Origin of the sequence: Dactylosporangium sp. NBC_01737, assembly GCF_035963215.1 — a bacterium.
In the GTDB taxonomy this organism is placed as follows: Bacteria; Actinomycetota; Actinomycetes; order Mycobacteriales; family Micromonosporaceae; genus Dactylosporangium.
This window is the reverse complement of the sequence record NZ_CP109153.1, coordinates 2,884,187-2,896,427: the sequence shown is the minus strand read 5'-3', so window position 1 is coordinate 2,896,427 and position 12,241 is coordinate 2,884,187. Positions and strand designations below refer to the sequence as shown.

Annotated in this window: 5 protein-coding genes; 3 read left to right on the top strand and 2 right to left on the bottom strand. The window is 71.7% G+C overall.

Features of this window, described 5'->3' with window-relative positions:
- The first annotated feature begins 66 nt into the window (after positions 1-66).
- Positions 67-3,705, top strand: a complete 3,639-nt coding sequence (locus tag OHA72_RS12865) for a family 78 glycoside hydrolase catalytic domain (RefSeq protein ID WP_327008075.1) — start codon at positions 67-69, stop codon at positions 3,703-3,705.
- 735 nt (positions 3,706-4,440) lie between these two features.
- On the opposite strand, the gene OHA72_RS12860 is transcribed toward OHA72_RS12865, so the two are convergent.
- On the bottom strand, positions 4,441-8,922 hold the full coding sequence (locus OHA72_RS12860) for a PDDEXK-like endonuclease domain-containing protein (protein WP_327008074.1): 4,482 nt from the start codon (positions 8,920-8,922) through the stop codon (positions 4,441-4,443).
- Between the two features lie 162 nt (positions 8,923-9,084).
- Between OHA72_RS12860 and OHA72_RS12855 the strand changes: the two genes are divergently transcribed.
- Entirely contained in the window at positions 9,085-10,647 is a 1,563-nt protein-coding gene (locus OHA72_RS12855; RefSeq protein ID WP_327008073.1) for a cellulose binding domain-containing protein, read from the top strand.
- Between the two features lie 30 nt (positions 10,648-10,677).
- Here the strand turns inward: OHA72_RS12855 and OHA72_RS12850 are convergent, their stop codons facing one another.
- Positions 10,678-11,640, bottom strand: coding sequence for a LysR family transcriptional regulator (locus OHA72_RS12850; RefSeq protein WP_327008072.1), 963 nt, complete (start codon positions 11,638-11,640; stop codon positions 10,678-10,680).
- A gap of 135 nt (positions 11,641-11,775) precedes the next feature.
- Here OHA72_RS12850 and OHA72_RS12845 point away from each other — a divergent pair, with 135 nt between their 5' ends.
- On the top strand, positions 11,776-12,237 hold the full coding sequence (locus OHA72_RS12845; RefSeq protein WP_327008071.1) for a DUF4396 domain-containing protein: 462 nt from the start codon (positions 11,776-11,778) through the stop codon (positions 12,235-12,237).
- Positions 12,238-12,241: the final 4 nt, after the last annotated feature.

Sequence of the window (12,241 nt, the reverse complement as noted above, 5' to 3'; positions counted from 1 at the left end):
TCAGTGCATCACCACTATATGAAACGTTTTAATGAAACGTTTCACCATACCGACAGGAGCACCGCCATGCGCCTGAAGAGACGCCGCGCGGGCGCCACCGCGCTCGTTCTGCTTGCCGCACTCCTCGCCGCGCCGTCGGCACCGGCCGCCGCCGCGACGCCCGTCAGCCTCGCCGGCGCGCACTGGGTCTGGTACCCGGAGGGCAACCCGGCCAGCAGCGCACCCGCCGCGTACCGCTACTTCCGGAAGACCTTCACCGTCGCCGCCGGCGCGGTCACCGAGGCGCAGCTGGTCGTCACCGGCGACGACACCGTCGACGTGTGGCTCAACGGCAAGCCCGTCGCCGCGTCCCCGCGGGTCGTGGACTCCTGGCACACCGCGGTCTACGTCGACCTGCAGTCGGCGCTCGTCAGCGGTACCAACACCCTCGCCATCGCGGCACGCAACACCACCACCGGCCCGGCCGGCATGATCGGCAAGGTGCACGTCGTCACGGCCGGCGGCACCACGGACCTCGTCACCGACGGCAGCTGGAAGGCGTTCCAGACGGTGCCGTCCGGCTGGGAGCAGCCCGGCTTCGCCGACGGCGGCTGGCCCGCCGCGGGTGACCTCGGCGCCTACGGCGTCGGCCCGTGGAACTCCGACGTGGTTCTGCCCGACCCGAACGCGCCGTCGCCGCTGAGCGTGGCGAGCGGCACCGTCGAGCACCGCGCCGGCCCGCTGGGCGTCGACGCGGCCCAGCCCCGCTTCGGCTGGAAGCTCGCCTCGACCGCCCTGCAGCAGCGGCAGGCCGCCTACGAGCTGTCCGTCGACGGCGTCTGGAACAGCGGCCGGGTCGCATCCGGCCAGCAGGTCGACGTCGTCTACACCGGCCCGGCGCTGCAGTCGATGCAGCGCTACACCTGGAGGGTCCGCGTCTGGGACACCCAGGGCCGGGTCAGCGCGTGGAGCCCCACCTGGTCCTTCGAGACCGGGCTGCGCGCCCCCGCGACCGAGTGGACCGGCGACTTCATCGGGCAGGCCGCCGTCACCGCCGACCTGTCCGGCGCGACGTGGATCTGGTACCCGGAGGGCGACCCCGCCGCCGGGGTGCCCGCGGCGACCCGGTACTTCCGCCGCACGTTCACCCTCGCCTCGGTGCCGGCCGCCGCGACCCTGGTCGTCACCGGCGACGACACCGCCGACGTGTGGGTCAACGGCACCCAGGTCAGCACCTCGCCACGGGTGTACCAGTCGTGGCAGCAGGCCAGCGCGATCGACATCAGGAGCCGGCTCGTCGCCGGTACCAACACCATCGCCATCTCCTCGGAGAACACCACCCAGTCACCCGCCGGCATGATCGCCAAGCTGACCGGCGCCTCCCTGGTGACCGACACGTCGTGGAAGTCCTCCACCACCGCCCCCGCGGGTTGGAACCAGGGCGGGTTCAACGACAGCGCCTGGCCCGCGGCGCGCGCGGTGGCCACCTACGGCACCGGCCCCTGGGGCGCGAACGTCGTCATCGCGAAGGCCGCGCCGCTGGTGCGCAAGGGCTTCACGGTGAGCAAGCCGGTCGCGTCCGCGCGCCTGCTGACCACCGCGCTCGGCCTGCACGAGACCCGGCTCAACGGCGCCCGCGTCGGCACCGATGTCCTCGCGCCCGGCTGGACCGACTACAACAAGCGCGTCCAGTACAAGGTGTACGACGTCACCGGCCAGATCCGCCAGGGCGCCAACGCGCTGGGTGCCTGGCTGGGCAACGGCTGGTACTCCGGCAGCCTCGGGTTCGCCGGCAGCCAGAAGTACGGCACGCAGCCGTGGTACTCCGCGCAGCTGGTGCTCGTCTACACCGACGGCACCACGTCGACCGTGCGCACCGACAACACGTGGAAGGTGACCAGCGGCCCGATCCGCGCCGACGACCTGTACCACGGCGAGACCTACGACGCCCGTCTCGCCATTGCGAACTGGGACGGTTCCGGCTTCGACGACTCCTCCTGGGCGCCGGTGGCCTTGCGGCCGGGCACCAAGCCCAACCTGGTCTCCCAGGTCGACAACGGCGTGTCCGTGCAGCAGCAGTTCCGCCCCGTCGCCGTCACCCAGCCCTCACCCGGCGTCTGGATCTTCGACATGGGCCAGAACTTCACCGGCTGGAACCGCATCTCGGTCACCGGCCCCGCAGGCACCACCGTCCAGATCCGCCACGCCGAGGTCCTGACCGGCGGCCAGCTCTACACCACCAACCTGCGCGCCGCGCAGGCCACCGATCGCTTCACGCTCGCCGGTACCGGCGGCGCAGAGGTCTATGAACCACGCTTCACCGTCCACGGCTACCGCTACGTCGAGCTGACCGGCCTCCCGGCCGGGTTCACCCCCACCGCGGACACCGTCACCGGCCGCGCCGCGTGGACCTCCGGCGCCCAGCTCGGCACCCTCACCACCTCGAACGCCCTGGTCAACCAGCTCCAGCACAACATCCTGTGGGGCGAGCGCTCCAACATGCTGTCGATCCCCACCGACTGCCCGCAACGCGACGAGCGGCTCGGCTGGACCGGCGACATCGCGATCTTCGCCGGCACCTCCACCTTCAACGTCGACGTCCAGGGCTTCCTCGACAAGTTCGCCGACGACCTCGTCGACGCCCAACGCAGCGACGGCGCCTTCACCGACGTCGCACCCGCCGTCTGCTGCGGCGCCGGCACCGCCGGCTGGGGCGACGCGGGCGTCATCGTCCCCTACACCCTCTGGCAGCGCCACAGCGACATCCGCGTCGTCGACGAGCACTTCGACGCCATGGCCCGCTGGGTCGACTACCTGCGCGCCACCTCGGGCAGCGACCTCATCCGCAACCAGCCCACCTACGGCGACTGGCTCAACGTCAACGACAACACCGCGCAGGACGTCATATCCACGGCGTTCTTCGCCTGGTCCGCCCGCCTGGTGTCGCGCATGGCCGCCGCGACGGGCCGCACCGCGCAGGCCGCCTCCTACGGCGCCCTCGCCGACCAGGTCGGCGCCGCGTTCACGTCCCGCTTCGTGGCCGCCGACGGCACCGTGTCCGGCAACACCCAGACCGGCTACGTCCTGGCCCTGGCCTTCGGCCTGGTCCCGGCGTCCCGGAACGCGCAACTGGCCGACAAGCTCGTCGCCAAGGTCGCCGCCACCAGCGGGCACCTGTCCGTCGGCTTCCTCGGCGTCGAGAACCTCCTGCCGGTCCTCGCCAACACGGGCCACGCGGACACGGCCTACCAGATCCTGCTCCAGCCCGGCTACCCCGGCTGGGGCTACATGAACAGCCGCGGCGCCACAACGATCTGGGAGCGCTGGGACGGCATCCGCACCGACGGCTCCTTCCAGGACCCCGGCATGAACTCCTTCAACCACTACGGTCTCGGCTCCGTCGGCGACTTCCTGTACCGCCAGGTCGGCGGCCTGGGCCCGGCCTCCCCCGGCTACGCGTCACTGCTCATCGCCCCACAACCCGGCGGCGGCCTGACCTCTGCCAAGTCGTCGTACGAGACCCCGTACGGCCTCGCGGTCAGCGACTGGTCGATCTCCGCCGGCGCCCTGACCCTGCGCGTCACGGTCCCGGCCGGCGCCTCGGCCACGGTCCGCGTCCCGACCTCACAACCCGGCTCGATCCTGGCACCGGGGCAAGCCGTGCCGTCAGGCTCGGGAACGTTCCTGCTGCCGGCGGGCTCGTACACCTTCACGGCCCCCGTGTAACACCCGCGTCCGTCCGGAGGACGGTTCCAGCTGCAGCCGGCCGGATCCGTCCTCCGATCACGCGCGCCCGTCCCCGCGATCACCGAACTCCGGTGGCACCCCAGGCCCAGCAGCGCCCGAGTCAGGATCAATGGGCGGGTGTGTGGGCGGCAGGTAATCCTGAACCATTCGAACCACGCGTTGTCCGGTCCGGGGCGACCCGGCCTGGTGTATCGGGCAGTGCGGGCGCGGGTGTCCTCAGATGCATTCCGGGCCAGGTCAGAGGCCGGGAACTTGACGGCGCCGTCGGGGTGAGGGCCCCCGGCGGCCCGGCGGCCGGCCGTGGTCAGGGTCGATGACTGGACTGGGGAGTACCGCGCGACAGGCCGCGATCTCCCACCTCGGCACATGATCGAAGGACGGCCGTGGTCGTCCGGACGGCCAACCCGGTCCTTCGATCATGCGGAGAACCGGGTAGATCTTGGCGCGAGCGAAGCCAGCGCCACATATAGGTGATTTGTTCTTTTCTTGAAACCAGCGACGGTGTTGTAGGACCGAATGACGCGCTCGACGGCGCTGGATCATGTGAGTTCGGACCTGGCTCGGCATCACCCCGGGCACGGCACCGACGGTGACCGCGCTACCCGTCGCGCCGCCGCCAGGCTGCACGGAACCACAAAGGCCGCAGCCGTGATGGATTTTCTATTACGGGCATGCCAGACCCGCACGCGAACCGCAACGAAAGGGCGGCCGGCCTCAATCGGTCTCGGGGCGTTGCGGCAAAAGGCGGGTCTCGTCGTCCGCAGGCAGATCCAGGAGCATCGTCCGGTCAGGGTCCACGGACGCGGACGAAGCGGCGGGAGCGGCGGCAGCGGAGGCGCGGGATGAGCGGAGGGCGCCGGCCAGTGCGGCGTTGATCCGGGTGCCGCCGCGCTTGAAGCCGAGCTCCCGACGGGCCTCCTCCAGGACCTGCTCCTCGGTCCGCAGCAGCGTGTCGGACTCGATCCAGCGGACCAGGGCGACCAGGACCTCGGCAGGGTATTCGCCGATCGGGCGGCCAGGGGTGAAGTCGGGCCTGGGCAGGGTGCGGTCGGAGGAGGCGGCCTGCGGGGACGGTGGCGGCAGGTGCAGCACGACCGTCGGCTCGTCGGTGCGGCGGGCGTCGGAGGCGGCGACCGCCTCGTCGTATGCGGCGCGGGTGCGGGCGGTCTCGGCGGCCGGGTCGGCGAACCAGTCGGTGGACCAGATGCGGTGGTAGCGCCAGCCGAGCCGTTCGAGCTGCTCCTGCCGCAGGCGGTCGCGGTCGCGGGCGGTGCTGGCGGAGTGGTAGGTGGCGCCGTCGGTCTCGATGGCGAGGACGAGCTCGTCGGGGTTGGACGGGTGGGCGCAGGCGAAGTCGATGAAGGCGCCCGCGACGCCGAAGCGGGCCGTGACCGGGATGCCGGCGGCGATGAGGCGGGCGAGGACGTCGGCCTCGAAGGCGTCGGGCTGGACGTGCTCGGCGGCGGCGCCGCGCAGTGAGGTGCCGCCGGACTCGGTGTATTCGAGGTAGGCGCGCAGCAGGCGCACGCCCTCGGAGGTGCTGCGGGCGGGGTCCATGTCGGCTGCGGTGAACGAGCTGACGAGGGTCATCCGGCGGCGGGCCCGGGTGACGGCCACGTTGAGCCGTCGCTCGCCGCCGGGCAGCAGGAGCGGGCCGAAGCGGTAGGGCAGCTGACCTGCGGCGTTCTTGCCGTAGCCGATGGACAGGATGATGGCGTCGCGCTCGTCGCCCTGGACGCGTTCGAGGTTCTTGACGAAGAACGGCTCGGCGGCGGACTCGGAGAAGAACGCGTGCAACTCGGGGCGGGCGGACAGGGCCTTGCGCAGGGCAAGGTCGATGCGGTCGGCGTGCACGATGCCCATGGTGATGACGCCCAGGGACTCGCTCGGGCGCAGCTGGGCGTGCTGCAGCGCCAGCTCGACGACCCGGTCGACCTCGGCGGTCACGCTGTCCGTGTCGGTGTTCGCAGCATCGAAAGCGACATGCACGTGCTGCACGGAGCCGGCGCCGGCCGTGCCGGGGAACGTCACGAGCGCGCGCTCGTAGATGTGGGCGTTGGAGAAGCCGATGAGCCGGTCGTCCTGGCTGCGGTAGTGCCAGCGCAGCAGGTACGCCGGGAGCAGCGCCGTCAGCACGTCCAGGACCGACTCGTAGCCGGAGGTGAGCGACAGGTCGATCGAGCCGTCGGCCCTGACGCCGAGCGGGTCGGCGCCGCCGTCCTCCGCGGCGGTGAAGAACGACGTCGGCGGTAGCTGGTGCTCGTCGCCGGCGACGACGACCTGCCTGGCCCGCAGCAGCGCCGGGACCGCGTCGGCGGGGGTGACCTGGCTGGCCTCGTCGAAGACGACGACGTCGAACAGGTCCGCCTCGGCGGGCAGCAGCTGCGACACGATCAGCGGGCTCATCGCCCAGCAGGGCCGCAGCGCGGTCAGCATGTGCGGGGCGGTCGCGAAGAGCTGGCGGATCGGCAGGTGCCGGCGCTTGAGGTTGGCCTGGTGCTCGACGAGGCGGCTCTCGTCGGGGTACTGATCCCGGGTGCGGGTGATGTGCTCGGCGACGGCCCGCAGGACGCGGCTGGCGGTCGCGTCGATGTGCGCGCGGTCGGAGGCGCGGAACTCCTCGACGGTGCGGGTGTGCAGCGGGCCGTCGAACGCGCCGACGCGGGGGTCGGTGAAGTTGAGGTGCTGCAGGATCGAGGCGTGCCAGCAGGCGTCGAAGACGGCCGCGGCCAGGTCGGCGTCGGGCCGGCGGCCGGCGAGGTCGGCGACGAGCTGGTCGAGGCCGAGGCCGGTGAACGCGGCGCCGAGCTCGTTGAGCCGCGGGATCCTGCGCAGCGTGCGCTCGTCGGCGGCGAGCCCCGACAGGACCGTGGCCAGCCGGTCGAGGTCCATCCCGGCGAGGTTGACGTGCGGCACGTAACGCTGCAGCTGCGCGGCCTGGACGTCGAGCTGCTCGAACGCCGCCCTGGCCCGCGCGAGCTCGGCCGGCAGGCGCGGCGGGCCGCCGTCGGCGGTGGCCCTGGTCCACTGGGCCCGCTGGGCGAGCGCGGTCGTCAGCCCGGTGAACAGCTGCTGCCGGCTGGGGCGGCCCGGGCCGCGCCACAGCTGGGCGGCCTGCTTGCGCATGCGGCGGCGGGTGAGCCAGCCGGCGTCGGTGCCGGGCTGCCCGGCGTGCTCGCGGCGCCATGCGGCGTCGGCGGCGGACGCGATGTGGGTGGCGAGGTCGACCCGGAACACGTCCTCACGGAACTGGGTGAGGGTCGTGGCGACGCCGTCGAGGAACGCGAACAGCTGCCGCCAGCCGGCCAGGTCGGCGGGCGGGCGCAGACCGGTCTGCTCCTGGACGTGGCGCAGCCCAGGGCGGGCCGCCGGCAGGGTCCGCTCGGCGAGCCGCTCGGCCAGGTCGAACGCGGCCTCGGCGTCGGCCGGGGTGTGCACGGCGGCGCCGACCCATCCTGCCTGCTGCCCGGTCAGGGTGAACCCGCCGAGCGCGGCGAAGTCACGCACCTGCTCACGGACCCGGCGGGCGGTGCCGGCGTCGAGGGCGGCGAGGGTCTGCCCGCGCAGCCGCACCGACGTCATCGGCCGCACCACGCCGGACAGCGCGACGAGGGCGTTCTGCGACTGATACGCACTGACGCCCCACGGCTCACGCACCTGGTGCAGCGCCTCGTCGTGCCCGTTGAGCTGGGCCCGCTTCGTGGTCAGTGTCTCGTGCAGGACGCTGAGGTCGGGCTGGGCGATCCTGGCGGCGGAGTCGAACGCGGCCTTGAGGTCGGCGGCGACCCTGCGGCGCGACGTGGTGCCGTCGTGGACGTCCATGACCAGGCTGCCGAGCCCGCGCCGGGCGAGCCGGTCGGTGACGGCGGTGATCGCGGCCCGCTTCTCCGCCACGAACAGGACCCGCTTGCCGCGGGCGACCAGCGAGGCGATGAGGTTGGCGATGGTCTGGCTCTTGCCGGTGCCGGGCGGCCCCTTGATCACACTGTGCTGGCCCGACAGGACGGCGTTGATCGCATAGTTCTGCGAGGAGTCGGCGTCCAGCACCAGGAACTCGTCGCCGGGCGCGATCAGGTCGGGATCGTCGGGCTGGACCGCGCCGGTCGCGTGCAGCCGCCGCTGGGCCTCGCCGTCGCCGGCGATCGCGGCGATGATCTCGTGGCCTTCCAGGGCGGTGGCGGCGACCCGCAGGTCGTTGACCATCGGCAGCTTGGCATAGGAGAACGTGCCGAGCACGCACCGCGCGCCGATCGTGAAGCCGCGGACCCGGCCGGAGGCCTCCTTGACCAGGCGCTCGTAGAGCGGCTGCGGGTCGAAGCCGGCGGTGTAGCTGATCAGCTCCTCGAGCTCGTCGGCGTCGACCTGGACGCCGAACTCCTCCTCGAGCAGCTGCAGCAGGGTCGGGTTGACCTCGGTGTCGCCGTGGACGCTGAGCTCGAAGTCGTCCTCGGCGGCGCCGCGGGCGCGCAGCTGGGCGGAGCGCAGCAGGACCGGTGCGGCGGGCACGCCGCTGCCGGCGGGCGGGGTCCAGGTCGCGCTGCCGATCGCCACGAAGCAGGTCTCGATGCCACGCTCCTCGGCCAGCTCGCGGGCCTTGTTCCTGATCGTGCGGGCGCGCTTGACGGCGGCGGCGTGCGTGAGCACCGGCCCCTCGTCAGCCACCGCGGCCACGTCCTCGGCGGCGGAGTCGGCGTCCAACGAGTCGGCCGACGGGTCAGCGGCCGGCGGGTCAGTGGCCGGCGGGTCAGTGGCTGGCGGGTCAGTGGCTGGCGGGTCGGCATCGGCGAGGGGATCAGCGGGCTTCGGCGGCGCGGAAGGCACACTCGCCCGGCCGATGGCAGGCCGCCCAGAGTCGACCAGGCGTGAAGCAGTCGGATCCGGCCCGGCAACGTCCGGTGGCTGGCCGGCCGGCTCAGAACCCAGGTCAACGACGGTGTCGTCAGGTGCCGGCACCGGCTCCTCGACCGCCGCCGCACGCTTCCCGGCCGCAGACCGGGTGAACAGCTGGGTGAGTGACATGGTGCGCCCGCCCAGCAGCGCCGCCACGGCGACAGGGTCGGCCGCGGACAGGTCGAGCGTGCCCGAGCGCAGGTCCTTGTAATACAGCAGCGTGTTGCGCCCACCCAGGTCGATGAGCTGCGACCGCCACCGTCGCGAGGCTTCCTGCACGAGCTGCGCCCGCGTCTGTCCATTCACGGCCCGAGCGTAACGGCCAGGTACGACACTCCGCACTGATCAACAACTCCGCCGAAAGCCGTGAATCGATCAGCATCTTTACTGTTAACAAACCTTCGCGTAATGTCCAGCGCTAGGGCGCCCTACATCCCCCATCTCGCTCGAGTCCGAGGCAGGTCTGCAATGAGACTGCGAATCGGGGTGATCGTGGCTGCCCTGGCAACAGCCGCGGCCACCGTCATCGTCGCTGCGACGCCGGCTCTGGCCGCGCCCGCCACCGCGGCCTTCGTCCAAACCTCCACCTGGGGTTCCGGCTACGAGGCCAAGTACACGATCACCAACGGCACGACCAGCACGATCAACGGCTGGACGGTCGCGTTCGACCTGCCCAGCGGCACCTCGATCAGCTCGTCGTGGGACGCGGCCCGCACAGGCAACTCCGGGCACGTGAGCTTCGCCAGCACCTGGAACGGCACGATCGCCCCCGGTGGCACGGCCAGCTTCGGGTTCATCGCCGCCGGCAGCGGCATCCCCTCCAACTGCACGCTCAACGGCGCCTCCTGCGGTGGCGGCACCACCCCGACCACGCCGGCGGGCACGCCGGGGGTCCCGGGCAACTTCCGGGTCACCGCGACCACCAACACCAGCTTCGCCCTGGCCTGGAACGCCTCGACGGGCACCGTCACCGGCTACCGCGTCTACGAGGGCAGCACCGTACGGGCCACCGTCACCGGCACCACCGCCACCGTGTCCGGGCTCACCGCCGGCTCCACCCACACCTACACCGTCAAGGCCTACAACAACGTCGGCGAGTCCGCCGCGTCCAACAGCATCACCGCCACCACCACCGGCGGCACCACCACCCCGAGCGGGTTCGCCGCAGCGCCGTACCTCTACCAGTGGGGCGACCCGCCCAACCCGCAGACCATCCAGTCCGCGACCGGGATCCGCTGGTTCACCCTCGCGTTCGTCCTGTCCGGCGGCGGCTGCACCCCCGCCTGGGACGGCACCCGCCCCCTGACCGGCGGCGTCGACCAGACCGTCATCAACCAGGTCCGCGCCGGCGGCGGCGACGTCATCCCCTCCTTCGGCGGCTGGAGCGGCAACAAACTCGGCCCCAACTGCTCCACACCCCAGGCCCTCGCCAACGCCTACCAGACAGTCATCAACACGTACAACCTCAAGGCCATCGACATCGACATCGAAAACACCGACGAGTTCGAAAACGACACCGTCCGCAACCGCATCGTCGACGCCCTGAAGATCGTCAAGCAGAACAACCCGACCCTCAAGACCATCATCACGTTCGGCACCGCAACGACCGGCCCCGGCTACTACGCCCAGCAGCTCATCAACCGCGCCGCATCCACCGGCGCCAACATCGACGTCTTCACCATCATGCCGTTCGACTTCGGCGGCGGCGCCAACATGTACAACAGCACCGTCAGCGCCTCCGAAGGCCTCAAGACCATGCTCAAGACCGCATTCGGCTGGAACGACGACACCGCCTACCGGCACATGGGCATCTCCGGCATGAACGGCCTGTCCGACCAGCAGGAACTCACCTCCGTCGCCTACTGGCAACAGATCCGCGACTGGGCACAGTCACACCACCTCGCCCGCCTCGCCTTCTGGTCCGTCAACCGGGACCGCCCCTGCCCCGGCGGCGGCGTCGTGTCCAACTGCAGCGGCATCGCCCAGAACAACTGGCAGTTCACGCAGATCACGGCCACGTTCACCGGATAAGCGCGACTGTTTCGCACAAGGGGGCTGGCCCTACAGGGCCAGCCCCCTTCTGTCGGGGTGCCGCCCCAGCCATGCCGTGTAGCGGTCGTTCTTGCGCACCGCGTCGGCGTACGCCTCGATCGCATACGCCCACACCTGCCCCGCGACGTCGGCGGCCGGCCCGTCGGGCAGCCAGCCGAGCATCTGCCGCCAGTGCAGCGGCGCGCCCACGATCGGCACCGCGGCCAGTCCCGCCATCGGGCGCAGCGTTGCCTGGCACAGCCCGACCGCGTCGCCGGACTCGATCAGGTCGATCGCGCCGCGGACCTCCGTCTCGAAGAGCACCTTCGGCGTGAACCCGGCCCTGGCGCAGGCGGCCGCGTGGCAGGAGGAGAAGCAGCCGTCACCCGGCGCCGCGACCCACTGGGCGTCGGCGAGCTCGGACAGGTCGACCTCGTCGCGATCGGCGAGGGGATGGCCCTCCGGCAGCAGCAGGAACACCGGGTCGGCGGCCACGACCCGCCAGGCCAGGCCGTTGTCCGTGGCCGGCGGCGCGTCGCCGCAGGCGCCCACGAGGACGAAGTCGAGCTTGCCTGCGAGGACCTGGTCACCCAGCTCGGACGCCGACCACGACGCGTGCGTGCTCACCTGGGCGCCCGGGTGGTTGCTGCTGATGCGGTGGACCAGGCCGCCGAGGATCGGGCCGTTGACCGCGCCGATCCGGTACCGCCCGGCGGGGTCCTTCGTGCTGGCCAGCCGGGTCGCCTCGTCCTGCAGGCCTTTCACCGCCGGCAGCAGCACTCTCGCCCGGGCGAGCACCAGCTCACCCAGCGGCGTCGCGCGGGCCCCGCGCCGGTCCCGCTCGAACAGCAGCCCGCCGAGTGCGCGCTCGATGCGCTGCAACTGGGCGGTCAACGCCGGCTGGGCGAGCCCCAGCACCGAGGCGGCCTTGGTGACACTGCCGGCATCCGCGATCGCGCACACGACTCGCAGGTGCCGCAGCTCCAGATCCATATGCAGACGGTAGGACGTCGACCGGATGGGGAGAAGACCCCGGAGCCATCGAGACTCACCGTTTTCGCAGATCGACACATCATCGAAACACGTCTGTCGTTTGCTCAATACCCCCAGGGGGTATATGGTCCTGCTATGGAAACACCGTCCCTGACGCGGCAGGCGATCACCGCGACGCTGCACTGCCTCACCGGCTGCGCGATCGGCGAGGTCCTGGGCATGGTGCTCGGCACCGCGTTCGGCTGGGGCAACCTGGCCACCGTCGTGCTGTCGGTCGCCCTCGCGTTCGTGTTCGGCTACGCGTTCACGCTGCGCTCCGTCCTGGCCGCCGGGCTGGCGCTCGGCGCCGCGATCCCGGTCACGCTGGCCGCCGACACCGCCTCGATCGCCACGATGGAGCTCGTCGACAACGCCGTCATCCTCGCCGTCCCCGGCGCCATGGAGGCCGGCCTGGCCAGCGTCCTGTTCTGGGCCACGCTGGCGTTCTCCCTCGCGGTGGCGTTCGTGGTGACCGTCCCGGTCAACCGGTTCCTGATCGCGCGCGGCCGCGGCCACGCGGTCGTCCACCAGCACCACGACCACCCGGTGCACCACTGAGCCG

Coding starts and splice junctions, on each gene's coding strand:
- OHA72_RS12845 (WP_327008071.1), top strand. CDS start 11,776: ATGGAAACACCGTCCCTGACGCGGCAGGCGATCACCGCGACGCTGCAC.
- OHA72_RS12850 (WP_327008072.1), bottom strand. CDS start 11,640: ATGGATCTGGAGCTGCGGCACCTGCGAGTCGTGTGCGCGATCGCGGAT.
- OHA72_RS12855 (WP_327008073.1), top strand. CDS start 9,085: ATGAGACTGCGAATCGGGGTGATCGTGGCTGCCCTGGCAACAGCCGCG.
- OHA72_RS12865 (WP_327008075.1), top strand. CDS start 67: ATGCGCCTGAAGAGACGCCGCGCGGGCGCCACCGCGCTCGTTCTGCTT.